23 protein-coding genes are annotated in these 24,009 nt (G+C 73.1%); 10 read left to right on the forward strand and 13 right to left on the reverse strand.

Annotated features, from left to right (window positions below):
- Nucleotides 1–60: 60 nt before the first annotated feature.
- From ACQPZA_RS24550 to ctaC, 4 genes are all read right to left on the reverse strand, one after another.
- A complete protein-coding gene (locus ACQPZA_RS24550) occupies nt 61–597 on the reverse strand; it encodes a cysteine hydrolase family protein (protein WP_433274148.1) in 537 nt (178 codons plus the stop codon).
- Entirely contained in the window at nt 594–2,057 is a 1,464-nt protein-coding gene (locus ACQPZA_RS24555) for a purine-cytosine permease family protein (RefSeq protein ID WP_433274150.1), read from the reverse strand. The genes ACQPZA_RS24550 and ACQPZA_RS24555 overlap by 4 nt, the downstream gene beginning before the upstream one ends.
- Before the next feature lie 180 nt (nt 2,058–2,237).
- On the reverse strand, nt 2,238–2,636 hold the full coding sequence (locus ACQPZA_RS24560; protein ID WP_169398714.1) for a cytochrome c oxidase subunit 4: 399 nt from the start codon (nt 2,634–2,636) through the stop codon (nt 2,238–2,240).
- 10 nt (nt 2,637–2,646) lie between these two features.
- The gene (gene ctaC / locus ACQPZA_RS24565) at nt 2,647–3,561 is read right to left on the reverse strand and encodes an aa3-type cytochrome oxidase subunit II (protein ID WP_312859403.1); all 915 of its coding nucleotides are present in this window, start codon (nt 3,559–3,561) and stop codon (nt 2,647–2,649) included.
- Nucleotides 3,562–3,785: 224 nt separating this feature from the next.
- On the opposite strand from ctaC, the gene asnB reads away from it, so the two are divergent.
- A complete protein-coding gene (gene asnB / locus ACQPZA_RS24570; RefSeq protein WP_433274153.1) occupies nt 3,786–5,708 on the forward strand; it encodes an asparagine synthase (glutamine-hydrolyzing) in 1,923 nt (640 codons plus the stop codon).
- Nucleotides 5,709–5,999: 291 nt separating this feature from the next.
- On the opposite strand, the gene ACQPZA_RS24575 is transcribed toward asnB, so the two are convergent.
- The 3 genes from ACQPZA_RS24575 to ACQPZA_RS24585 all read right to left on the reverse strand — a co-directional run bounded on the left by ACQPZA_RS24575 (nt 6,000) and on the right by ACQPZA_RS24585 (nt 8,874).
- Nucleotides 6,000–6,920 (reverse strand): carbohydrate kinase family protein, encoded by a 921-nt coding sequence (locus ACQPZA_RS24575; protein ID WP_211174881.1) that lies wholly within the window; start codon nt 6,918–6,920, stop codon nt 6,000–6,002.
- 141 nt (nt 6,921–7,061) lie between these two features.
- Nucleotides 7,062–7,424 (reverse strand): HesB/IscA family protein, encoded by a 363-nt coding sequence (locus tag ACQPZA_RS24580; RefSeq protein WP_169398710.1) that lies wholly within the window; start codon nt 7,422–7,424, stop codon nt 7,062–7,064.
- A gap of 331 nt (nt 7,425–7,755) precedes the next feature.
- The gene (locus ACQPZA_RS24585; protein WP_433274155.1) at nt 7,756–8,874 is read right to left on the reverse strand and encodes a glycerate kinase family protein; all 1,119 of its coding nucleotides are present in this window, start codon (nt 8,872–8,874) and stop codon (nt 7,756–7,758) included.
- Nucleotides 8,875–8,907: 33 nt separating this feature from the next.
- Here ACQPZA_RS24585 and ACQPZA_RS24590 point away from each other — a divergent pair, with 33 nt between their 5' ends.
- The gene (locus ACQPZA_RS24590; RefSeq protein ID WP_344016041.1) at nt 8,908–9,540 is read left to right on the forward strand and encodes a DUF3043 domain-containing protein; all 633 of its coding nucleotides are present in this window, start codon (nt 8,908–8,910) and stop codon (nt 9,538–9,540) included.
- Between the two features lie 28 nt (nt 9,541–9,568).
- Here ACQPZA_RS24590 and ACQPZA_RS24595 read toward each other — a convergent pair whose 3' ends face one another.
- Nucleotides 9,569–9,766 carry a hypothetical protein gene (locus ACQPZA_RS24595; RefSeq protein ID WP_169399826.1) on the reverse strand — a complete coding sequence of 66 codons (198 nt, stop codon included), beginning with the start codon at nt 9,764–9,766 and terminating at the stop codon, nt 9,569–9,571.
- Between the two features lie 22 nt (nt 9,767–9,788).
- On the opposite strand from ACQPZA_RS24595, the gene ACQPZA_RS24600 reads away from it, so the two are divergent.
- The 3 genes from ACQPZA_RS24600 to ACQPZA_RS24610 are packed head-to-tail and all read left to right on the forward strand — an operon-like array spanning nt 9,789 to nt 12,206.
- Entirely contained in the window at nt 9,789–10,322 is a 534-nt protein-coding gene (locus ACQPZA_RS24600; protein WP_433274158.1) for a bifunctional adenosylcobinamide kinase/adenosylcobinamide-phosphate guanylyltransferase, read from the forward strand.
- A 60-nt stretch (nt 10,323–10,382) separates the two neighbouring features.
- On the forward strand, nt 10,383–11,423 hold the full coding sequence (gene cobT / locus ACQPZA_RS24605; protein ID WP_433274160.1) for a nicotinate-nucleotide--dimethylbenzimidazole phosphoribosyltransferase: 1,041 nt from the start codon (nt 10,383–10,385) through the stop codon (nt 11,421–11,423).
- Nucleotides 11,424–11,444: 21 nt separating this feature from the next.
- The gene (locus tag ACQPZA_RS24610) at nt 11,445–12,206 is read left to right on the forward strand and encodes an adenosylcobinamide-GDP ribazoletransferase (protein WP_433274162.1); all 762 of its coding nucleotides are present in this window, start codon (nt 11,445–11,447) and stop codon (nt 12,204–12,206) included.
- Between the two features lie 7 nt (nt 12,207–12,213).
- Here ACQPZA_RS24610 and ACQPZA_RS24615 read toward each other — a convergent pair whose 3' ends face one another.
- From ACQPZA_RS24615 to ACQPZA_RS24630, 4 genes are all read right to left on the reverse strand, one after another.
- The gene (locus ACQPZA_RS24615; RefSeq protein WP_433274164.1) at nt 12,214–13,317 is read right to left on the reverse strand and encodes a branched-chain amino acid aminotransferase; all 1,104 of its coding nucleotides are present in this window, start codon (nt 13,315–13,317) and stop codon (nt 12,214–12,216) included.
- A gap of 67 nt (nt 13,318–13,384) precedes the next feature.
- The gene (gcvT, locus tag ACQPZA_RS24620; RefSeq protein WP_433274166.1) at nt 13,385–14,482 is read right to left on the reverse strand and encodes a glycine cleavage system aminomethyltransferase GcvT; all 1,098 of its coding nucleotides are present in this window, start codon (nt 14,480–14,482) and stop codon (nt 13,385–13,387) included.
- An 11-nt stretch (nt 14,483–14,493) separates the two neighbouring features.
- A complete protein-coding gene (locus ACQPZA_RS24625) occupies nt 14,494–14,910 on the reverse strand; it encodes an SRPBCC family protein (protein WP_433274168.1) in 417 nt (138 codons plus the stop codon).
- Nucleotides 14,911–14,929: 19 nt separating this feature from the next.
- Nucleotides 14,930–16,183 (reverse strand): APC family permease, encoded by a 1,254-nt coding sequence (locus ACQPZA_RS24630; protein ID WP_312859534.1) that lies wholly within the window; start codon nt 16,181–16,183, stop codon nt 14,930–14,932.
- 168 nt (nt 16,184–16,351) lie between these two features.
- On the opposite strand from ACQPZA_RS24630, the gene ACQPZA_RS24635 reads away from it, so the two are divergent.
- Nucleotides 16,352–17,863, forward strand: coding sequence for a leucyl aminopeptidase (locus ACQPZA_RS24635; protein ID WP_433274170.1), 1,512 nt, complete (start codon nt 16,352–16,354; stop codon nt 17,861–17,863).
- A 16-nt stretch (nt 17,864–17,879) separates the two neighbouring features.
- On the opposite strand, the gene ACQPZA_RS24640 is transcribed toward ACQPZA_RS24635, so the two are convergent.
- Complete coding sequence (locus tag ACQPZA_RS24640) at nt 17,880–18,227, reverse strand: oxidoreductase (protein WP_312859535.1); 348 nt, start codon at nt 18,225–18,227, stop codon at nt 17,880–17,882.
- 233 nt (nt 18,228–18,460) lie between these two features.
- Between ACQPZA_RS24640 and lpdA the strand changes: the two genes are divergently transcribed.
- The 4 genes from lpdA to lipB all read left to right on the forward strand — a co-directional run bounded on the left by lpdA (nt 18,461) and on the right by lipB (nt 24,009).
- Nucleotides 18,461–19,843, forward strand: a complete 1,383-nt coding sequence (gene lpdA, locus ACQPZA_RS24645) for a dihydrolipoyl dehydrogenase (RefSeq protein ID WP_169399834.1) — start codon at nt 18,461–18,463, stop codon at nt 19,841–19,843.
- Between the two features lie 70 nt (nt 19,844–19,913).
- A complete protein-coding gene (sucB, locus tag ACQPZA_RS24650; RefSeq protein WP_433274173.1) occupies nt 19,914–21,773 on the forward strand; it encodes a 2-oxoglutarate dehydrogenase, E2 component, dihydrolipoamide succinyltransferase in 1,860 nt (619 codons plus the stop codon).
- Between the two features lie 196 nt (nt 21,774–21,969).
- Nucleotides 21,970–22,860, forward strand: a complete 891-nt coding sequence (locus ACQPZA_RS24655; RefSeq protein WP_169399836.1) for a TIGR01777 family oxidoreductase — start codon at nt 21,970–21,972, stop codon at nt 22,858–22,860.
- A gap of 396 nt (nt 22,861–23,256) precedes the next feature.
- On the forward strand, nt 23,257–24,009 hold the full coding sequence (gene lipB, locus ACQPZA_RS24660; RefSeq protein ID WP_433274175.1) for a lipoyl(octanoyl) transferase LipB: 753 nt from the start codon (nt 23,257–23,259) through the stop codon (nt 24,007–24,009).

Consider the following 24,009-nt stretch of genomic DNA (forward strand, 5'->3'; position numbering starts at 1 on the left):
CCCGGTTCGTATCGATCTGGTTTCCGGACGGGACGAGCGGGATGAACGGGAACGAATCGTTCACACCGACGCGAGAACCGCCGCTGCGTCCACCACCTCGATCAGCGGGGAGAAGAGGCCGAGCACGTGCAGGGCCGCGGCGTGGCTGCGGTCGTCGGCCCCGGCACAGGCGTCGGCGACCACCCGGACCGCAACCCCGGCGTCGGCAGCGGCGAGCGCGGTGGAGAGCACACAGCAGTCGGTCGAGACACTGGCGAGTACGAGCACGCCATCCCCCACCCGGGCCGCCAGGTCGGGACCCCACTTGGAGAACGTCGTGGCGTCGACCGTCGGGCCCGGGTCGGCGAAGTCCGGGACCAGGTCGTAGAGCAGCGACCCGGGCGGGACGAGCGCGAAGGGCCAGCGCGCGTAGTAGTCGCGCCACGCCCCGGACGGCTGCTCCGGGGCGAGGAACCGCGTGTACGTCACCGCGGGCGCCAGCGCACCGGCCAGCGCCTGGATCCGCGGCACGATCTCCGCGAACCGCGGGGTGGCCCACTCGCTGCCCGGGTCGGCGAACACGCGCTGCATGTCGATCACCACCAGGTGCGCCGTCACGTGGTGCGAGCCTCCTGCTGCCGGATCGCCGACCGGCTCCCGACGAGCGTGGCCACGAACGCCACGACCAGCGCGATCAGCACCCCGAGGTTGGCACCCGCCCACGCCCCCTCGCGGCCACCGAGACCGAGCGGACCGAGCAGGTAGCCCTGCCAGGCCAGCCAGCCCGCTGCGCTGTTGGTGACCAGGCCCCAGCCCAGCACCGTGCACCCCACGACCACCGCGATCGGGACCGGCCGGACGTCGCCGTAGCGACCGGACGGCGAGAAGAGGTCGGTCTCGGCGTAGTCCCGGCGGCGCAGCGCGATGTCCGCGAGCATGACCCCGCACCAGGCCGCGACCGGCACACCGAGGGTGATGAGGAAGCCGGTGAACTCGTCGAGGAACTCCCCGCCGAAGAACACGACGTACACCGTGCCGACCACCATGATCGCGCCGTCGATCAGCGCGGCCGCGTAGCGCGGTATCCGCAGCCCCAACGCCAGCAGCGCCAGCCCCGACGAGTAGATGTCGAGCACCGCGCCGCCGACCAGCCCCAGCACCGCCACCACCACGAAGGGCACGAGAAACCAGGTGGGCAGTGCGTCGGCGAGCGCACCGATCGGGTCGGCCGCGATGGCCTCGCTGAGGCTGGGTGACGAGCCGGCGAGCAACAGCCCGAACGCGAACAGCAACACCGGCGCGAGCGACGAGCCGAACGTCGTCCAGCCCACGACCCCGCGGCCCGAGGAAGCGCGCGGGAGGTAGCGGGAGTAGTCGGCCGCGGCGTTGACCCATCCCAGGCCGAAGCCCGTCATGAGGAACACCAGCGCCCCCACCACCTCCTGCGTGGAGCCCGCCGGCAGCGCCATGACCGTGGGCAGATCGACCCGGCCCGCGACGAGACCGATGTAGACGACGGTGAGCACCGCGGTGACCACCGTGATGACGGTCTGCAGCCGCATGATCAGGTGGAAGCCCAGCACGCCTGCCACGACGATTAATGCGGCCACCACCACCAGCGCGACGATCAGGGTGGGCGTGCCCCCGCCCCAGCCCAGCCGCTGGAACACCGCGGCCGTCGCCATGGTGGCGAGGATCGTGAGCACGGTCTCCCAGCCCACCGTCAGCAGCCAGGAGATCGCCGTGGGCAGCCGGTTACCGCGCACCCCGAACGCCGCCCGGCTGAGCACCATGGTCGGCGCCGAGCCCCGCTTGCCGGCGAGCGCGACGAAGCCGCAGAGCAGGAACGAGAACACGATCCCGAGCACGCCGGCGATGACCGCCTGGACGAACGAGATGCCGAACCCGAGCGCGAACGCGCCGTAGCTCAGCCCGAGCACCGAGACGTTGGCGCCGAACCACGGCCAGAACAGCTGACGCGGGCGACCGGTGCGTTCCTCGTCGGCGACGACGTTGATGCCGTTGCCCTCCACCTGCAGGACACTCGTGCGCGGCGCGTGCCGCGGCCGTCCGCTCATCGTCCGACGCGTTCTGCACGACCACGGCGCCTCCCGCTGTAGATGATCGGCCGCACGGTAGGTCGGCGCCCGCTCCCGGTCAACGCGTATCACGCAACCAGGACTCAAGGGTGATCCCGACCCGGACAGCACGACGCCGCACGGGCCCGTGCGGGCCGGTGCGGCGTCGGGAGAGCTGAATCAGTGCTCGGCGGGCCGGATGTGGTACTCGAACACCAGGCCGCCGACGGCGAGCAGCACGAGCACGCCACCGATGACCAGGAGCCACACGTAGAAGAACGCCAGCCCCACGCCGAGGATCGCGGCCGACGCGGCCACGGTGATCGGCCAGTAGCTCCCCGGCGAGAAGAAGCCGACGTCGCCGGCCCCGTCGGAGACCTCGGCCTCCGGGTTGTCCTCGGGGCGCGTCTCGAGGCGCCGCGACACGAACCGGAAGTACGTGCCGATGATCAGCGACAGGCCACCGGTGAGGAACAGCCCGACGATGCCCACGACCTCGTGCGTGAGCACCGTGTAGACGATGGCCGCGATGAAGAAGAAGACCGTGATGATCTCGAAGATGCGGGATTCGACCTTCATGGCGTACCTCTCAGCTCCCCGCGGAGATCGGCTCGGACGCCGAACGCTGCGTGCGGTCGGTGCTGAACGGATAGGTGGTGTAGGCCTGCGGCGTGCACAGCTGACCGCAGTTCATGGCGCCGAGCGCCTCACCGGCGGTGTAGGGCGCACCCGTGGCCGGGTTGATCTGCTCGCGCAGCGTGACCCACCGGTCGTACAGCGCCGGAGACAGCGCCCTGACCTCGAAGTTCATCATCGCGTGGTACGCGCCGCACAGCTCGGCGCACCGCCCGACGAAGGCACCCTCGCGGTCGATCCGGTCGATCTGCCAGACGTTGTCCTGGTCGTTCTGCTCCGGGTCGGGGAAGACGTCCCGCTTGAACAGGAACTCCGGCACGAAGAAGCTGTGGATCACGTCGGTGGAGCGCTGCGTGAACTGGATGCGCCGGTCGGTGGGCAGCACCAGCAGCGGGATCGTGTCGGACGTGCCCTGCGTGGTGATCGGCTGGCCGTTCGCCCCGCGGGCGTCCGGGTAGTCGAAGCGCCAGTTCCACTGGAACGCCGTGATGTCCACCCGGACGTCGGGGTTCGGCAGGTCCCGGTCGACGTAGTTCTGCACGTTGACGGTGAAGCCGAACAGCACCGCGACGATGATCGTCGGGATGACGGTGAAGACGACCTCGATCGGCAGGTTGTACTGCGTCTGACGCGGCGGGGTGTCGTCGTCGCCCTTGCGCTTGCGGTGGAACGCGATCGCCCAGAACATCGCGCCCCAGGTGATGGCCCCGACGATCAGCGCCGCGATCGCCGACCAGGTCCACAGGTGACGCATCGCCTCGGCCTGCGGCGTGACCCCGACGGGCCATCCGAACCGCAGTACCTCGTCCACCGAGCAACCCGTGGTGAGCGGGATGACCAGAGCGGCCAGGGCGACCAGCTTCGCCACCCGACCGCGACCCGGGAGCCCGGATCCACGGTGCTCTCTCCCGCGCTGTGCTCGGCCCACTGCGCGCCGCCTCCCCAACCCGTCGTGTTCCGTCGGCCGCCGGATACCCCGGTGGCGCGCGCTTGCCCGCCTTCGACCTCGCGTAGAGCCTAACCGAGCAGGCCCCCGATCCGGGTGTCGGGTGGGCACGGGGCCGGCGCGAGTCGTCGGCATACTGGCTCGCTGTGTGTGGACTGCTGGGACTGCTGACCACCCGGGCCGACGCCGGTACCCGGATCCAACCGGTGGCCGCGGCCATGCGCTGCGCCCGTCACCGGGGGCCGGACGAGAGCGGCACCTGGAACGACGCCGACGTCGCGTTCGGGTTCAACCGGCTCGCCTTCATCGACATCGAGCACTCGCACCAGCCGATGCAGTACGCGAACGGTCGATACACGATCGTGTTCAACGGCGAGATCTACAACTACCTCGAGCTGCGCGACGAGCTCACCCATCAGTACGGGGCGAGGTTCGCCACCGCGGGCGACACCGAGGCGATCGTGGCCGCCTACCACTACTGGGGCCCCGCCGCCGTCGGCCGGCTGCGCGGGATGTTCGCGTTCCTCATCTGGGACGCCCAGGAGCGCGTGATGTTCGGCGCGCGTGACCCGTTCGGGATCAAGCCGCTGTACATGGCAGCCGGGCCGGCCGGCGTCGCGTTCGGGAGCGAGAAGAAGAGCCTGCTGCAGCTCGCGCCCGCCCTCGGGCTGGGCGCCGCCGGCGTCTCGGCCGACCTCGACCCCGCAGCGCTGCACCACTACCTCCTGCTGCAGTACGTGCCCGAGCCCGCCACGATGCACCGCGCCATCCGGCGTATCGAGTCGGGCACGCACTTCACGGTTCGGCCCGGCGGCGAGGTCGAGCAGGAGCGCTACTTCACCCCCACGTTCCACTCCGGCGCCGCAGCCGGCGGGTCCGCCGCCCTGCACTCCCGGATCGCCGACGTGCTCGCCGACAGCGTGGCCAAGCACATGCGTGCCGACGTCACCGTGGGCGCGTTCCTGTCCGGCGGGATCGACTCCACCGCGATCGCCGCGCTGGCCAAGCAGCACAACCCGAACCTGATCACGTTCACCACCGGTTTCGAGCGCGAGGGCTACTCCGAGGTCGACGTCGCGGCCGAGTCGGCCGCCGCGATCGGCGTGCGGCACGTCGTCCGCACCGTCAAGCCCGACGAGATGATGGCCGCGCTGCCACTCATCGTCTGGTACCTGGACGACCCGGTGGCCGACCCCGCGCTCGTCCCCCTCTGGTTCATCGCGCGCGAGGCACGCCAGCACGTCAAGGTCGTGCTGTCCGGCGAGGGCGCCGACGAGCTGTTCGGCGGCTACACGATCTACCGCGAGCCGCTGTCGCTCGCGCCGTTCGAGAAGGTGCCCGGCGCCGTACGGGGGCTGCTCGGCCGGGCCTCGACCCACCTGCCGGAGGGCATGCGGGGCAAGGACCTGCTGCGCCGCGGCGCCCTCCCGCTGGAGGAGCGCTACTACGGCAACGCCCGCATCTTCCGTGACGAGCACCTCGCCGGGATCCTGCGCCAGTACGACCCCCGCCGCTCCCACACCGAGATCACCGAGGCGCACTACCGCGACTCCGAGGCCTGGGACCCGGTGTCCAGGATGCAGCACGTCGACCTGTTCACCTGGCTGCGCGGCGACATCCTCGTCAAGGCCGACAAGGTGACGATGGCCAACTCCCTCGAGCTGCGGGTGCCGTTCCTCGACCCCGAGGTGTTCGCCGTGGCGTCCGGGCTGCCGCTGTCGGAGAAGCTGGCCGAGGGCACCACCAAGTACGCGCTGCGCCGGGCGCTGGAGGGCATCGTCCCCCCGCACGTGCTGCACCGGCGCAAGCTCGGCTTCCCCGTGCCGCTCCGGCACTGGCTGCGCGACGAGATGTACCTGTGGGCGCGCGACATCATCCGCGACTCCCAGGCCGACCACCTCCTCGACCTCGCCGCCGTCCAGCGCATGCTCGACGCCCACCGCGCCGGCCCGGTCGACCACAGCCGCCGGATCTGGACGCTGCTGGTCTTCCTGCTCTGGCACGGCATCTTCGTCGAGCGGCGGATCGTCCCGGAGATCCCCGAGCCGGCGTACCCCGTGCGCCTCTAGCCGCGCCGCATGATCGTCGCGAGATCCGCGTTTCCGCCCGTCAGAGGGCGAAGGCGCGGATCTCGCACCGATCAACGACCCTCGGCGCCGGACCGGCCGAGGGGAACGGGCGACTCAGGCGCACGAAACGGGCGACTCGCGGGCCGGACCGGGCTGATCATCGCGAGACCCACGTGTTCGCCCCCAGAGGGCCAACACGCACATCTCGCACCGATCAACGACCCCCGGCGCCGGACCGGCTGACGGGAACGGGCGACTCGCGCGCGCGAAACGGGCGACTCGCGGGGGCGGTCAGGCCGGGAGGACCCGCTCGATCTCGGTGGCGGCGTCGGGGCCGTAGGCGTCGCGGAGGCGCTCCAGGCCGTGGGCGCGGTCCCAGGTCCACTCCTGCGGGCCGTCGGTCTCCAGCACCTGGACGGCGATGAGGGAGCCGAGCTGCGCCGAGCGCTCCATGGACAGCCCGCCGGCGACCGCGGCGAGGAACCCGGCGCGGAAGGCGTCGCCGACGCCCGTGGGGTCGACCTTGCCGGTCTCGGGGACGATGCCGACCTTGAGCGTCTCCGGCCCGTAGATCTCCACGCCTTTCTCCCCATGCGTGGTGATCCGGATCTCGACCTTCTCCGTGACCTGCGCCTCGGTCCAGCCGGTCTTCTTGAGCAGCAGTTCCCACTCGTAGTCGTTGGTGAGCAGGTAGCGGGCCCCCTCGACGAGGCGGCGGATCTCCGGGCCCTCCATGCGGGCCAGCTGCTGGGACGGGTCGGCCGCGAAGGGCAGGCCCAGCTCGCGGCACTCGTCGGTGTGGCGCAGCATCGCCTCCGGGTCGTTGGCGCCGATGAGCGCCAGGTCGACCCGCTCGACGAACGGGGCGAGGGAGATCTCCCGGGACCGCGCCATGGCGCCGGTGTAGAACGACGCGAGCTGGCGCATGTCGTCGTCGGTGGTGCAGACGAACCGGGCGGTGTTGACGTCCTCGCAGACGAGCACGGCCGAGCAGTCGACGCCGTTGGCCTCGAGGCGGGCGCGGTACTCACCGAAGTCGGCGCCCACGGCCCCCACGAGCAGCGGCGACTGACCCAGCACGCCGAGGGCGAAGGCGATGTTGCCCGCCACGCCGCCGGGGCGGATCACCATGTCGTCGACCAGGAAGCTCAGCGAGAGCCGGTCGAGCTGGTCGGCGACCAGCTGGTCGACGAACCGGCCCGGGAAATGCATGAGCTGGTCGGTGGCGATGGATCCGGTCACGGCGATAGGCACGATCGAGAACCCTACCGGGCCGCCGACGCAACGAACCCCGGCTGGGGAGCCAAAGCTCCCGGCCGGGGTTCGTGGCCGATCACAACGAGCGGGTGACCGTCAGTTGAACGAGTCGCCACAGGCGCAGGAACCGCCCGCGTTCGGGTTGTCGATCGTGAAGCCCTGCTTCTCGATGCTGTCGACGAAGTCGATGACAGCACCCTGCAGGTAGGGCGCGCTCATCCGGTCGACCCCGACCTTGAGGCCGTGGTACTCGCGGAACAGGTCGCCGTCGAGCGACCGGTCGTCGAAGAACAGCTGGTAGCGCAGGCCGGCGCAGCCACCGGGCTGGACGGCGATGCGCAGGTGCATGTCGTCGCGGCCCTCCTGGTCCAACAGGGCCTTCGCCTTGAGGGCGGCGGTGTCGGTCAGCTCGACGCCGTGCGTCTCGGTGACGACATCGGTCGTGTTATCGACGGTCATGGCTCTCCCAACATCGAGCGCGGCAATGCTGTTCCAACTCGGAGCAGGTTCCGAATCGGCACCTGTAGCCGGTCCGGGATGTTCCGGTTCTGCCCTCATAGTAGGCCCTTGACCCGCTCGTCGGCCCCCCTGTGCCGGTCGGGGTGATCCGGGCCACGCGACGGGGTTCTAGGAGCGCGCTGGACAACTCGGCCCTACTGCGCGGCGCCCAGGCGGCGCCCTCGCCGCGTTGTCGTCGGGCCCGATACAACAGCGGTATCGGCCCCTCCTCCGCCTGGCGATGCCACCACCTGGACACCGCTCGCTACGAGCGGAGTTGTCCAGCACCCTCCTACCGACTCCAGCGGGTGGCGACGCGCTCCGCGAGCGCCGCCAGGGTGCCGGCCGGATCGGCCATCGACGCCTCCACGCCGCCGGCGTCGTCGGCCACGGAGTACGCCGAGTCGACCCCGACCGCCGCCGCTTCCCGCGTGCCGACGGACACCTGGCCGGCCAGCACGATGCACGGCACCCCGCGGTCGGCCGCCCCCTTGGCGACCGCGGTGATGAGCTTCCCGCGCAGCGACTGCCAGTCGAAGCTGCCTTCGCCCGTGATGGCGAGCTGGGCCTTGTCGAGCTCCTCGTCGAGGCCGACGAGCTCGCGGACCAGGCCGGCCCCGGACACGCGACGGGCGCCGCACGCCAACAGGGCGGCTCCGAGGCCGCCCGCCGCTCCGGCTCCGGGCTCGTCGCGCACGTCCTGGCCGAGGCCGCGGGCCAGCACGTCGGCGAAGCCGGCCAGTGCGGAGTCCAGCTCGGCCACGGCGGTGGCGTCCGCGCCCTTCTGCGGCCCGAAGACGGCGGCCGCGCCGTGCTCACCGAGCAGCGGGTTGTCGACGTCGGCGGCGGCGACGAGGCGCACGTCACCCAGCTGCGGCACGCCGTCGAGCCGGACGCTCCTGGCCAGGGCCGCTCCCCCGGACGGCACGGGCTCCCCCGCGTCGTCGACGGCCACCGCGCCGAGCGCGGCCAGCATCCCGGCGCCCCCGTCCGTGGTGGCCGAGCCGCCCAGCCCGATCACCACCTCGGTGACGCCGGCGTCCCGGGCCGCGGCGACCAGCTCACCGACACCGCGTGAGGTGACGGTGCGGGCGACGTCGGGCACCCGGCGCTCCCGCGGCACGAGATGCAGCCCGCACGCCGCGGCCGACTCCAGGTACGCCGTCGACCCGATCCGGAGCCAGCGGGCAGGCACCGAGTCCCCGAACGGGCCGGTGACGTCGAGCTCGTGCCACTCGCCACCCAGCGCCGTGTGCAGCACTTCGACGAAACCGGTGCCCCCGTCGGCCAGCGGGAGCAACCGCAGATCGTCGTCAGGCGCATGGCGCCGCCAACCCGCTGCGATCGCGTCGGCCGCTGCCGTCGCGCTCAAGGTCCCACCGAAGGAGTCCGGAGCCACTACCACTCGCATACTGGGCACCGTATCGCCCGTATGGTTACCCCCGTGAGGTTCCTGCGACGCTCCACACCGACCACCGTCGGTGCCGACCCGACCGAGAACGACGTCGCGCAGGGCCCCGGCGACACCTCTCGCAGCCCCGGCAAGGGCCGTCCGACGCCGAAGCGTCGCGAGGCCGAGACCAGGCGCCGTGGCCCCGCCCCGCCCCCTCCGCGCACCCAGCGCGAGGCCTCCCGCCTGGCCAGGGCCAACCGGCCCGACAAGGACCAGCGCCGGCGTGACGCCGCCGAGCGGCGCGAGCGGATGGCCGCGGGCGACGACAGGTTCCTCATGCCCCGCGACCGCGGGCCGGTCAAGGCCTACATCCGCGACGTCGTGGACTCCCGCCCCCACCTCATGGGCCTGTTCATGCCGCTTGCCGTGATCGTGGTGCTGTCACTGCTCGTGCCGGTGCCCGCGGCGCAGCAGTACCTCAGCCTGTTCAGCCTGATCGCGCTCACGGTGATGGTCGTCGAGGGGATCATCCTGGGGGCCACGGTCACCAAGAAGACCCGCGAGAAGTTCCCCGACGCCACGGTCAACCCCCTGGGCACCGGCTGGTACGCGTTCACCCGCGCGAGCCAGCTGCGGAAGCTGCGGGTCCCGAAGCCGCGGGTGGAGCGGGGCGCCAACCCCTGAGGTGTGCCCGCCCGGCATCCGGGCGGGCTCAGGCCTCGTGGAGGCTCATCGGGCCGTAGACCTCGGTGTCGCCGTCGAGCAGGGTGACGGCGTCGACGCCGCTCTCGCGCAGCGGCCGCCAGCCTGCGGCGAACCAGTCCTCGGCCTGCTGCTGGTCGTCGAACTGGTGGTCGGGCCCGTCGACCTGCTCGCCCGCCGCATCCAGGTACCGCCACCGGAACGCCATCCCCGGAGGCTAGCGTGACCGGGTGGATGCCGGCCGTCGCACGCTCGTGCTCGGTGGCACGCGGTCGGGGAAGTCGCGGTACGCGGAGGACCTGCTACCAGCCGACGCCCCGGTCCGCTACGTGGCCACCGCGCGGCGCCGGCACGACGACACCGAGTGGTCGGCCCGGATCGACGCGCACCGCGCGCGGCGACCCGCGGGCTGGACCACGCTGGAGGATCCCGACGTCGCCCGGCTGGTCCGCGAGGGCGGTGACCCGCTGCTGGTGGACGACATCGCCACGTGGCTGACCGGACTGCTGGACGACACCGGCGCCTGGGAGTCGGGCGAGGTCCCGCCGGCGGTAGGGGCCGGCGTGGCCGACCTGGTGGACGCGGTCGCCGCCTGTCCGGGACGGCTGGTGCTGGTCTCGGCCGAGGTCGGGCTCGGTGTCGTCCCGCCCACCCGGGCCGGCCGGCTGTTCCGCGACGAGCTGGGCGCGGCCAACGCCGCACTGGCCGCGGTGTGTGACGAGGTGCTACTGCTGGTGGCCGGGCTGCCGCTGCGCCTGAAGTAGCACTGCCGTCCGCGGGACCCCGGACCGCGGGGCGGGCGCTCTGCGCTGTAGGAATGGTCCGTGGAACTGCCTGCCGTCACCGCTCCGGACGTCGACGCTCGCCGCGCCGCCGTCGCCCGGTTCACCGAGCTCGCAGTGGCGGACGGAGCGCTCGGCCGGCTCGCGGAGCTGGGCGTATGGCTCGCCGCTGGACAGGGCGTCTGCCCGCCCCGGCCCCCCGCCCGGCCGCGGGTGATCGTCGTCGCGGCCGACCACGGCATCGCCGCAGCCGGCGTCTCGGCCCATTCCGGTGACGTCACGCTGCGGCAGGTCGCCGCGGTACGCGCGAGCACCGCCCCGGTCGCCGTGCTGGCCCCCGTGGCCGGAGCATCGGTGCGCGTGGTGGACGTCGGGCTCGACCACGACGTCGACGAGGTCGACCACGACTCCACCGATCGGTACCGGGTGCGCCGCGGCTCCGGGCGCATCGACACCGCGGACGCGCTCACCGCGGACGAGACCGACCGCGCCGTGCAGATCGGCCGGATGCTGGCCGACGAGGAGGTCGACGCCGGGGCCGACCTGCTCCTGCCCGCCTCGGTCGGCGTCGGTGCCACCACCCCCGCATCCGTGCTGGTGGCCGCCGTCACCGGCACCGAGCCCGTCGCCGTGATCGGGCGTGGCAGCGGCATCGACGACAACGCGTGGATGCGCAAGGCGGCCGCCGTCCGCGACGCGCTGCGCCGGGCCCGGCCGCACACCCGCGACCCACTGGCCCTGCTGCGCGTCACAGGCGGCGCCGACCTGGCCGTGCTCACCGGCTTCTGCCTGCAGGCCGCGCTGCGGCGCACCCCCGTGCTGCTCGACGGCCTCGTCGTGGGCGCGGCCGCGCTGCTGGCCGACGAGCTGGCGCCCGGAGCCCGGGAGTGGTGGCTGGTGGCGCAGCGCTCGCCGGAGCCGGCGATGACGCTCGTGGTCGACCACCTGGGCCTGGCACCCGTGCTCGACCTGGGCATCCGGCTGGGGGACGGAACGGGGGCCGCCACCGTCGTCCCGCTGCTGCAGATGGCCGCGCGGCTGCTCGCCGAGACCGCCACGGCCGCGGATCTCGGACTCGCATGACCGGGCTGACCCGGGCGTGACGTGAAGGGGTGGGCGCTGGCGCTGAGCTGGCTCACCGTCCTGCCGGTGCGCACGGACGCACCGGAGGCGCGGGTCGCCGCGGCGGCGATCCGCTGGGCCCCGGTCGTCGGGGCGGTGCTCGGTGCCGCGGCGGGCGGTGTGCTGCTCGGGCTGTCCGCGCTCGGCGTCCCCCCCGCGGCCGCCGGGTTGCTGACCGTCGGGTTCCTGGCCGCGGCCACGCGCGGGATGCACGTGGACGGCCTCGCCGACACCGCCGACGGGCTGGGCTGCTTCGGGCCGCCGGAGCGGGCACTGGCCGTGATGCGCGACGGTGGCGCCGGACCGTTCGCGGTGGTCACGCTGCTCGTGGCACTGGGCACCCAGGCCGCGGCGCTGGCCGCCCTCGTGCCGGTGGGGACGCACGCGCTCGCGGGGGTCGCGCTGGCGGGTGCGGCGGGCCGGGCGGGGTTCGCGTGGGTGTGCCGCCGCGGGGTCCCCGCGGCGCGACCCGGCGGCCTCGGCGCCACGGTCGCCGGCTCGCAGCGGTGGTGGGTCGCGCCCGCCTGGTGGACGGCCCTGGCCGTCGCCGGTCTGTTCGGGTGGGGATGGCGGGGCGTGCTCGCGATCGGTATCGGCGCCCTCGCCGTCATGGTGCTGTCCTGGCACACCAGCCGGCGCTTCGGTGGCATGACCGGCGACGTGCTCGGGGCGGCAGGCGAGGTGGCCACGACGGCGGCCCTGGTGACCCTCGCGACGGCCGGGCCCGCCCCGGCCTGGTGGTGACGGCCCGTCAGGCCGGGACGAGCGTGCGCATCCAGGAGTGCGTGTCGGGTGCGATGCCGCGCTGGACGTCGGTGAGCAGGCCGCGCAGCCGCATGCTGACCGGACCCGGCTCGCCGTTGCCCACGACGACCTCGCCGTCGTTGTGCTTGACCACACCGACGGGAGTGATCACCGCGGCGGTGCCGCAGGCGAAGACCTCGCTGATCCGGCCGTCGGCGCACCCGGTGAGCCACTCCTCCGCCGAGATGCGCCGCTCGCTGACCTGGCAGCCGAGCTCCTTGGCCAGCACCAGCAGGGAGTCGCGGGTGACGCCGGGCAGGATGCTGCCGGACAGCTCCGGGGTGACGACCTCCACCGAGTCGCCCGTGCCGAAGACGTAGAAGAGGTTCATCCCGCCCATCTCCTCCACCCACTTGCGCTCGGCGGCGTCGAGATAGGCGACCTGCGCGCAGCCGTGCTCGGTGGCCTGGGCCTGCGGCAACAGCGAGGCGGAGTAGTTGCCACCGCACTTCGCGGTGCCGGTGCCACCCACCGCGGCGCGGGTGTAGTCGGTGCAGAGCCACACCCCGACCGGCTTGACGCCGCCGGGGAAGTAGGCGCCAGCAGGCGAGGCGATGAGCGCGTAGAGGTACTCCGTGGCCGGGCGCACCCCGAGCCCCACCTCGGTGGCGATCATGAACGGCCGCAGGTAGAGGCACTCCTCACCGCCGGCAGGCGGCACCCACGCCCGGTCCACGGCGACAAGCTCGCTGAGCGAGGCGAGGAACATCTCGTCGGGCAGCGGCGGCATCGCGAGCCGGACCGCCGAGGAGCGGAACCGGGCGGCGTTGACCTCCGGTCGGAAGGAGGCCACGGAACCGTCGGGCTGCTGGTACGCCTTCAGTCCCTCGAAGATCTCCTGCCCGTAGTGGAGCACCATCGACGCCGGGTCGAGCATGAGCGGGCCGTAGGGCACCACCGAGGGGTCGTGCCAGCCCTCGTCCGCGGTCCACCGGATGGTCACCATGTGGTCGGTGAAGTACCGACCGAACCCCGGGTCGACAAGGATCTTGTCGCGCTGCGCCGTGGAGACCGGGGCGGGGTTGAGGGTCCGGGTGAACTGCGAGCTCATGGGTTTCACATTATCTGGTCGAGCAACCCCGACTGTCGGACGTCCGACAAATTGCTCCGGCCGGGAGCTACCGCACGTGCGACGGGACGAACGGCGGCTTGACCACCTCGCAGGCCAGCTCCCGTCCGCGCACGTCGACGCGCACCTGGTCGCCGATGGCCACCCCGGAAGCCGTGTCGATCAGCGCGAGCGCGATGCCGGTCTTCAGCGTCGGGGAGAACGTGCCGGATGTGGTGGTGCCCACCTGCTCCCCGTCGCTCAGCACCGTCATGCCGGCGCGCGGGACACCCCGGCCGGTGGCCCGCAGGCCGCGCAGGCGCCGGGCCGGACCGGCCTCCTTCTCCGCGACGAGCGCGTCGCGACCCCAGAACTCGGGCTTCGACCAGCCGACGGCCCACCCGCTGCCCGCCTGCACCGGGGAGATGTCGACCGAGAGGTCCTGGCCGTGCAGCGGGTAGCCCATCTCGGTGCGCAGGGTGTCGCGGGCGCCGAGCCCGGCCGGGCGCCCGCCCAGCGGCCCCGCTCCGGCGAGCAGCGCGTCCCACACTCCCGGTGCGGCGTCGGCGGGGACGAGGAGCTCGTACCCACGCTCGCCGGTGTAGCCGGTGCGGCACACCCGCACGGCGCCCGCGTCGGTGAACTCCATGTAGTCGAGCCCGGCCACGCCGTCGAAGCCGGCGAACATGGTGGTGAACAGCTCCGCGGAGCGCGGGCCCTGCACGGCGATCACGGCCAGCTCACGGTGCCGGTCGACGACCTCGACACCGGCCGGAGCCGCGGCGCGCAGGAGCTCGGCGACGCGGGCGGCGTTGGCGGCGTTGGGAACGGCGAGCACCTCGTCCGGCCCGACCAGGTAGACGATCAGGTCGTCGACGACGCCGCCGTCCTCGGTGCAGCAGAGCGTGTACTGCGCATGCCCCGGTCCGATCTTCCCCAGGTCGGCGGTGAAGCAGCGGTTGACGAACTCCGCGGCGCCCGGGCCCGTGATCGCCAGCTTGCCCAGGTGGCTGACGTCGAAGACGCCGACGGACTCGCGGACCGCCGTGTGCTCGGCAACGGTGCCGTCCGGGTAGGACAGCGGCATCGACCAGCCGCCGAAAGCGCCGAGGCTCGCGCCGAGCGTGGTGTGCCGATCGTGCAACGGGCTGGTCAGGAGGTCGTCCACGTGGCTGGACGCTACTGCTCGCACCGTCGTTTCAGGCCGTCGGCCTCCATCGCGAGGTAGCGGCGGGTCAGTCCGCGGATGAACATCCCGACCACCAGGCCCACCGGCCCCTCCTGCGCCAGCCGCAGCCGCACCGCCGTGGCGTCGCCGGTGGGCGTGACGAGGTGCTCGGCGACGGTCCGGACGCCGGGCCCGGTGGACACCCACGTGAACCCGCGGGACGGGTCCAGGTCGGTGACCTCCCAGCGGGCGGGCGGCAGGCGGGGCTGGCGCAGCTCCGCCCGGCTACCGACCGCGAGCGGGCCGGTGTCGAGGCGCCGCACGGCGCTGACCGAGGCGGTCCACTCCGGCCAGCGCTCGACGTCGGTGAGCACGGCGAACACCTGGTCGGTCGGCGCCTCGATCGTCACGGACCGCTCGAACTCCATGCGCGGGGCTCCTCACCGATCATCGACGACGGCTCAGGATCGTACATATCGCCCATCCGACAGCCAGTGCGGCGGCGGTGACGAGCACCTGCTGGAGTGCCAGCAGCACCGCGAGGCCGAGGCACAGCAGCAGCCCCAGCCACGAGGACCAGACCGGCCAGCGCCGCTGCGCCCGGGGCAGCCGCAGCGCGGCCAGGTTGATCACCGCGTAGTAGACGAGCACGGAGCACGCCGACAGCGCGATCGCCGCCACCGGTCCCACGAGCACGGCGAGCACGATCGCGGCGGCCCCGCCCGCGAGGTCGGCCCAGCGGGGGGTGCCGCGGGAGCACACCGAGGCGAGCGCGCTCGGCAGTTCGCGGCGCTGCGCCATCGCCAGCGCGGTGCGGCTCACCCCCACCAGCACGGCCAGCAGCGCCGACGCCGCCGCGGTGGCGGCGCCGACCCGGACGACTACGCCGAGCATGCTGGCCTGGCCGGCGTCGACCACGGCCACCAGCGGCGTCGGCTCCGTCGCCAGCCGCTCGCTGCCCAGGCCGACCAGCAGCGCGACCGCCACCAGCAGGTAGGTGACCAGCGCGATGCCGAGCGCGATCGTGATGGCCCGGTGCAGCGTCCGTTCCGGGTCGCGGACCTCGCCCCCGAGGGTGGCGATGCGCGCGTACCCGGCGAAGGCGAAGAACACGAGCCCGGCGGCCGTGAGCACCCCGACGACGCCGCCCCGCATCGCGATCGGCTCCACATCCGGGGTGGCCGCGGAGACCACCGGGTCGTCGTAGGGACCGAGCAGCCCGATCACGACCACGACGAGCAGGACGGCGAGCGTGCCGCCGACCAGGGCGTACGCGCCACGAGCCGTCCACCGCACACCGGCGGTGTTCAGCGCGGTGGCCGTGACGATCACCAGGATCGCCGCAGGCAGCGGGTGCGAGGGCAGAACGTAGCCGCCGAACACGCCTGCGGCCGCGGCGGCCGAGGCCGTCTTGCCCACCAGGAACGCGACACCGGCGAGCCTCCCGGCACCGGGCGAGAGCCGCTCGCGCCCGTAGACGAAGCCACCACCGCTCTCCGGGTGGGCCACCGCGAGATCGGCGGTGGACGCGGCGTTGCACAGCGCGACGAACCCGGCGATCAGGACGGCGAGCAGCAGCCACGGCCCCGCAGCAGCGGCGGCGGGAGCCCACACCGCGAACACGCCCGTGCCGAGCATCGCCGCCAGCCCGAGCACGACCGCGTCGGCCGTACCGAGACGGCGCTGCAGGCTCCAGGACACGCCGCCCACCCTTGCACCCGGCCCTGCCTGATCCGGCTGCACGCCGGTGTCATTAGCATCTCGAAGCGATCTCGCCTTCGTTCGTGCCGTCCCCCTGGGTCGGTCCGCCCGGAAGTTCCGGCCAGCGATCTGCCTCCGCGCAGGCTTCGTCCATCGAGAGGACGGCACGTGTCCACCGATCTCTACGTGGCGGACGGCTCCCCTGCCGCCGCCGAAACCGACGCCGTGGTCATCGGGCTGCTGCCCGCCGACGGGGAGGACTCCGCGCCGCGCCTGGCTCCGGGAGCCGAGGAGGTGGCCGAGGCGTTCGGCACCGGCGACGACGGCCTCGCCGCCCTGCTCGCCGTGACCGGCGCCACCGGCAAGGCCGACGAGGTGGTGAAGCTGCCCACCCGTGGCGCCATCACCGCTCCGCTGCTGGTCGCGGTGGGGCTCGGGGAGCCGGAGGCCGACGGGGCGCCCACGGCCGAGGCGGTGCGCCGGGCGTCCGGCGCGGCCGCGCGGGCGCTGGCGGGCACCGCGAGCGCGGTGAACACCCTGGGCCGCATCGACCTGGCCGCCGCGGCCGAGGGCACGCTGCTCGGCGCGTACACGTTCACCGCCTACCGCAGCAACGGCGCCGGGCGGGCGCCGGTCGGCCGCGTCGGCCTGACCGCAGGCGACGGGGACGCCGAGGAGATCCTGCGCACCGCCACCGCCGTCGCCAGGGCCGTGCGCACCGCGCGTGACCTCGTCAACACCCCGCCCAACGACCTGTTCCCGGAGTCGTTCGCCGCCCGGGCCCGCGAGCTGGCCGAGGCCGTCGGCGTCGAGGTCGAGGTCGAGGTGCTCGACGGCGACGCGCTCGCCGAGGGCGGTTACGGCGGCGTGCTCGGCGTCGGGCAGGGCTCGGCGCGCGGCCCCAGGCTGGTCCGGCTCCGCTACGCGGGCGGTGCTTCGCCGCGGGCCACCGTGGCGCTCATCGGCAAGGGCATCACCTTCGACACCGGCGGCATCTCGATCAAGCCGGCCGCGAACATGGACCACATGACGTCCGACATGGGCGGAGCGGCGGCCGTCATCGCCACCACCCTGTTGGCCGCGCAGCTGGAGTTGCCGGTGGCGGTCACGGCCACGGTGCCGATGGCCGAGAACATGCCCAGCGCCACCGCGTACCGGCCGGGCGACGTGCTGCGGATGTACGGCGGCCGCACGGTCGAGGTGCTCAACACCGACGCGGAGGGCCGGCTGATCCTGGCCGACGCGATCACCCGGGCCGTCGAGGACGACCCCGACTACCTGATCGAGACCTCCACGCTCACCGGAGCCCAGCAGGTGGCGCTCGGGCTGCGCACCGCCGGGGTGATGGGCAGCGACGAGTTCCGCGACCGGGTGGCCGCACTCGCCAGGTCCACCGGCGAGGACGCGTGGGCGATGCCACTGCCCGCCCACCTGCGCGGCGAGCTGGACTCGCGCGTGGCCGACATCGCCAACGTCACAGGCACCCGCTGGGGCGGGATGCTCGTGGCCGGCACCTTCCTGCGGGAGTTCGTGCCTGCCGGTCTCCCGTGGGCACACATCGACATCGCGGGGCCGTCGTTCCACACGGGAGGGCCGTACGGCTACACCACGAAGGGCGGCACCGGTGTGCCGGTCCGCACGATGTTCGCCGTGCTGGCCGACATCGCGGCGAACGGCTGACCGGCCCCGCTGCCATCTATCCGTTCAGACCCTCGCGGCGCCTCCGGTCACGCAGGATCCGCTGCCGGGCGTCGTGGTCGCGCATCCGCTGCGGATAGCCCACCAGCTGCACGTCGTACACCGGCATCTTCAGCGAGCGGGCCAGCTTGCGGGCCCCGTCGGCCGACGGGATCCGCCGTCGCGTCCACTCGCCGTCGCGGTCGACCAGCAGCATCGTCATCGCGGTGACGGTGGTGCGGGGCTCCACGAACGCCTCCACCCCCTCGTGCGACTCCGCCCAGGCGCGCAGATGCGCCCGGTCGTCGTCGAACGCCGCGCGCGGCCCGCTCCGGCGGACCATGCCCAGCTTCCCCAGCAGGCTCACCGGTCTCCCCCGCTGCACTCGGCCTGCGCCGCGCGCAGGCGCTGTGACACAGACTCACTCGGACGCTCACTCATCGCAGCCCCACCTCCTGACTGCGTCAACGCACGAGGTCGGTGGTTTTCTCCCGAACGACCAGCCGCCGCGGCCGAGCACCGCGGATGACAAGATGAACGAAGCGGCGTCACATGCCGCTGTCACACGCACTGCCGGCAATTCGGTGAGGGAGTTCAGACGTGCCCGAGCACAACGCAGACCTGGTGATCCTCGGTGGAGGGTCGGGCGGTTACGCCTGCGCGCTGCGGGCTGCGGAGCTGGGGATGTCCGTCGTGCTGGTCGAGCGCGACAAGCTCGGCGGCACGTGCCTGCACTACGGCTGCATCCCCACCAAGGCCCTGCTGCACGCCGCCGAGGTGGCCGACAGCGCCCGTGAGGGCGACAAGATCGGTGTCAAGAGCTCACTGGCCGGCATCGACATGGCCGGCGTGAACTCCTACAAGGACGGCGTCATCGCCAAGCTCTACAAGGGACTGCAGGGGCTGGTGAAGTCCCGCAAGATCACCCTGGTCGACGGCACCGGACGCTTCGAGGGCCCGAAGACGGTCGTCGTCGGCGAGGACCGGTACGTCGGCAAGAACGTGGTGCTCGCCACGGGCAGCTACTCCAAGACCCTTCCCGGCCTCGACATCGGCGGCCGCATCATCACCAGCAGCGAGGCCATCCACCTCGACCAGGTGCCCGATCGCATCGTGATCCTCGGTGGCGGGGTGATCGGCGTCGAGTTCGCCTCGGTGTTCAAGAGCTTCGGCTCCGAGGTCACCATCGTCGAGGCGCTGCCCCGGCTCGTCCCCAACGAGGACGAGTTCGCCTCCAAGCTGCTGGAGCGGGCCTTCCGCCGCCGCAAGATCGGCTTCAAGACCGGCGTCAGGTTCACCGGCGCCAAGCAGACCGAGGACGCCGTCACCGTGTCGCTCGAGTCCGGCGAGGAGATCGAGGCCGACCTGCTGCTCGTCGCCGTCGGGCGCGGCCCCAACACCGCCAACGCCGGCTTCGAGGAGGCGGGCGTGCGGATGGAACGCGGTTTCGTCCTCGCCGACGAGCGGCTGCGCACCAACCTGCCGGGCGTCTACGCGCTCGGCGACATCGTGCCCGGCCTGCAGCTCGCGCACCGCGGGTTCGCCCAGGGCATCTTCCTCGCCGAGGACATCGCCGGTCTCAACCCGCCGGTGATCGACGAGGCCGGCATCCCCCGCGTCACCTACTGCGAGCCCGAGGTGGCGTCCGTCGGGCTCACCGAGGCGCAGGCCAAGGAGAAGTACGGGGAGATCCAGACGCTCACCTACGACCTCGCAGGCAACGGCAAGAGCCAGATCCTGCAGACGCAGGGCGCGATCAAACTGATCAAGTCCGGGGCGGAGGGCACGCAGGGCCCCGTCGTCGGCATCCACATGGTCGGCGCCCGCGTCGGCGAACTCATCGGCGAGGCCCAACTGGTCTACAACTGGGATGCCCAGGCCGAGGACGTCGCCGCGCTGGTGCACGCCCACCCCACCCAGAACGAGGCGTTCGGCGAGGCCCACCTCGCGCTGGCCGGCAAACCGTTGCACAGCCACTCGTGACCAGGCACAGCTGACCCCGCTGCCCCGGCCACCCGAACCCGAACCGCAGGAAGAGGAGCTCCGACCCGCCATGGCCTTCTCCGTCCAGATGCCCGCCCTCGGTGAGAGCGTCACCGAGGGCACCGTCACCCGGTGGCTCAAGCAGGAGGGCGACCGGGTCGAGGTCGACGAGCCCCTGCTCGAGGTCTCCACCGACAAGGTCGACACCGAAATACCGTCCCCCGCAGCCGGTGTGCTGCAGCGCATCGTCGCCGGTGAGGACGAGACGGTCGAGGTCGGCGGCGAGCTCGCCGTGATCGGCGACGGCTCCGACTCCGACTCCGGCGGCGACGTCGAGTCCGGCGGCGACGCCGACGCCGGGGTCGAGGCGCCCGCCGAGGAGGAGGCCGACGCCGACGCGGCGCCGGCCCCGCCCAACAAGGCGGAGACCGCCAAGGACGAGGAGCCCACCCCGGCCCCGCAGGCGTCCACCGAGTCCACCGGCTCGGGCACCGCGATCACGATGCCCGAGCTCGGCGAGAGCGTCACCGAGGGCACGGTCACCCGCTGGCTCAAGCAGGTGGGCGACTCCGTCGAGGTCGACGAGCCGCTGCTCGAGGTCTCCACTGACAAGGTCGACACCGAGATCCCCTCTCCCATCGCCGGCACGCTCCTCGAGATCACCGCGGCCGAGGACGAGACGGTCGACGTCGGCGGCCAGCTCGCCGTGATCGGCGACACCTCGGCGGCCCCCTCCGGCCGTTCCGCGTCCGACAGTGCCCCCGCCGACAGCGCACCCGCCGACGAGGAGCAGGACCAGGCGGCCGAGCCCGAGGCGCAGGCCCCCACCGCCACCGACCAGAAGAAGGCGCCCGAGCAGCCCTCGAGCAACGGCAAGGCCCCTCAGGCCGAGGAGCAGGCCGAGCGCGAGGAGCTTCCCTCCGAGCAGCCCGAACGCGCCGAGGGCGGCGAGAGCGGCCGGGGCACCCCGTACGTCACCCCGCTGGTGCGCAAGCTGGCGGCCGAGCACGACGTCGACCTCTCCACGATCACCGGCTCGGGTGTCGGCGGCAGGATCCGGAAGCAGGACGTCCTCGCCGCAGCCGAGTCCCGCAAGCCCGCCCCGGAGCCCGAGGCCGCCCCGGCGGCCGCCGAGGCCCCCGCCCCGGCGGGCGCACCGTCCGCGGCTCCGGCCCGGCAGGTGCCCAAGCCCGCCGCGGACGGCCCGCAGCCCGGCACCACGGTGAAGATGCCGCGCCTGCGGCAGGTGATCGCGCAGCGGATGACGGAGTCGCTGCGCGTGTCGGCCCAGCTCACCACCGTGCAGGACGTCGACGTCACCCGCATCGCCCGGCTGCGTGCCCGCGCGAAGGCCGAGTTCGAGCGGCGCGAGGGCGTCAAGCTGACGTTCCTGCCGTTCTTCGCCAAGGCCACCGTGGAGGCGTTGAAGGCCTTCCCGCAGGTCAACGCGTCGATCAACGAGGAGACCCGGGAGGTCGTCTACCACGGGGCCGTCCACCTGGCGATCGCGGTGGACACCCCCCGTGGGCTCGTCGTCCCGGTGATCAAGAACGCCGAGGACCTCAACATCGGGGGCCTCGCCCGGCGGATCGCCGACGTCGCCGCCCGCACCCGGGCCAACAAGATCGGCCCGGACGAGCTCTCCGGCGGCACGTTCACCATCACCAACATCGGCAGCGCCGGCGCGCTCTTCGACACGCCGATCATCAACCAGCCGCAGGTCGCCATCCTCGGCACCGGCAAGATCACCAAGCAGCCCACGGTGGTCACCGGGCCGGACGGCGAGGACTCCATCGCGATCCGCTCCGTGTGCTACCTCCCCCTCACCTACGACCACCGCCTGGTCGACGGGGCCGACGCCGGTCGTTTCGTGAGCGCGATCAAGGCACGCCTGGAGGAAGGGGCGTTCGAGGCCGACCTCGGCCTCTGACACCCCCGTGGGCCCCGCCAAGGCGGGGCCCACGGTTCAGGAAAGCCACTTTCCTGCCCTGGCAGTTCGGGAAGGTGGCTTTCCTGAACGTGGGCGACCCTGAACCCGGGCGGCGGCCGCGGTGCGGCCGCAGAGTCCCCCGAGTGGGTCGGCCGCCCGACTCGCGCGCTCCGTCTGGTTCCGCAAGGATCACGGGGTGCGCGTCGTCATCGCCGGCTCATCGGGCCTGATCGGAACCTCTCTCGTGGCCCACCTCAGGGCGGCGGGCCACGAGGTGCTGCGCCTGGTCCGCCGGGCGCCGGCCGCACCCGACGAGCGCGGCTGGGACCCACCCGCCGGCCGCATCGACGACGGCACGTTCGACGGCGTCGACGGCGTGATCAACCTCGCCGGGGCCGGCATCGCCGACCGGCCGTGGAGCGGGGCGCGCAAGCAACTGCTGCGTGACAGCCGCAACGTGCCCACCGAGGTGCTGGCCACCGCCGTCGCCGACCACGGCGTGGCCGCGCTGCTGAACGCCTCGGGCATCAACTACTACGGCGACACCGGCACCCGGGTGGTGGACGAGACGGCGCCGCCCGGTGCGGGGTTCCTCGCCGAGGTCTGCCGCGACTGGGAGGCGGCCACCGCGCCCGCGAGCGACGCGGGTGCCCGGGTCGTGCTGCTGCGCTCGGCCGCGGTGCTCTCCCCTGGCGGCGGCCTGCTGGGCAGGCTGCGGCCGCTGTTCTCACTGATGCTCGGTGGCCGCATCGGAAGCGGGGAGCAGGCGTTCCCGTGGATCTCCCTGGACGACGAGGTCGGCGCCATCCGGTTCCTGCTGGAGCACCCCGACGTCTCGGGCCCGGTCAACCTCGCCGGACCGGAGCCGGCGACGAACGCCGAGTTCACCGAGGCCCTCGCGGCCGTGCTCCGCCGGCCGGCCCCCTTCACGGCGCCCGCCTTCGCCCTCCGGGCCGTGCTCGGGCAGATGGCCGACGAGATGGTGCTCACCGGGCCCGTGGCCGTGCCCGCGGTGCTCCTCAAGCACGGCTACCAGTTCCGCCACCGCTCGGTCCGAGAAGCGCTGGCCGCGGCCCTGGAACGCTGACCGCGCCACCCCGCGAGTCGCCCCTTCCCGGCCCGCGAGTCGCCCGTTTCTGGTCCGCGAGTCGCCCCGTTCCCGCCCGCGAGTCGCCCCGCTCCCGCCCGCGAGTCGCCCGTTTCCGGCCCGCGAGTCGCCCATGCTCACCACGAAGCGCGCACGGGAGCCCTGGTGGGGGCCCTGTCGCGCGACTCGCGACGATCACCAGGCCGGCCGTCCAGATCGACGGACCGGGCGACTCGCGCACGCAGAACGGGCGACTCGCGCACGGGGAACGGGCGACTCGCGCACGCAGAACGGGCGACTCGCGGGGTGGGGTGGGGTGGGGTGGGGCTGCTTTCCGGGCGGGGATGGGCCACAGTGCGAGGCGGGGACGATCAGGGCGGGCGTAGCGTGACGCTCATGGGTACGCGCACTGCTGTCCGGTCCTGTCGCCGCACTACCGACCCCGTGCGGATCGACCGGCTCGGGACCGTCGACTACGTGTCCGCCTGGGACATCCAGCGGGAGAACGCCACCGCCCGCCGTGAGGGCACCGGCCCCGACGTGCTGATGCTGCTCGAGCACCCGTCCGTCTACACCGCGGGCAGGCGCACCCGGCCCGAGGACCGCCCGACCGACGGCAGCCCGGTGGTCGACGTCGACCGCGGCGGGCGGATCACCTGGCACGGCCCGGGCCAGCTCGTCGGCTACCCCATCGTGGCGCTGACCGAGCCGCTCGACGTCGTCGACTTCGTGCGGCGGCTGGAGGAGGCGCTGATCCGGGTGGTGCACGACCTCGGCGTCACCACGGCGGGCCGGATCGAGGGCCGCAGCGGCGTCTGGCTGCCCGCCGACGACCTCCGCCCGGAGCGCAAGATCGGCGCGATCGGGGTGCGGGTGCAGGGCGGGGTCACCCAGCACGGCTTCTCGCTGAACTGCGACCCCGACCTCGCCGAGTTCGACCGGATCGTGCCCTGCGGCATCACCGACGCCGGCGTCAGCTCGCTGTCGGTCGAGCTGGGCAGGCGCGTCGGGGTGGACGAGGTGCGCGAGGCGGCGGGCGACGCCGTCATCGCGGCGCTCGACGGCACGCTGCCCGTGGCCGAGCACGTGGTGCCGAGAGTGGCCGACCCCGCCGGGCTGGACCTGCAGCTGCACCCATCGCTGCGCTGA

Source organism: Pseudonocardia xinjiangensis, from assembly GCF_050948425.1.
Classification (GTDB): domain Bacteria; phylum Actinomycetota; class Actinomycetes; order Mycobacteriales; family Pseudonocardiaceae; genus Pseudonocardia; species Pseudonocardia xinjiangensis.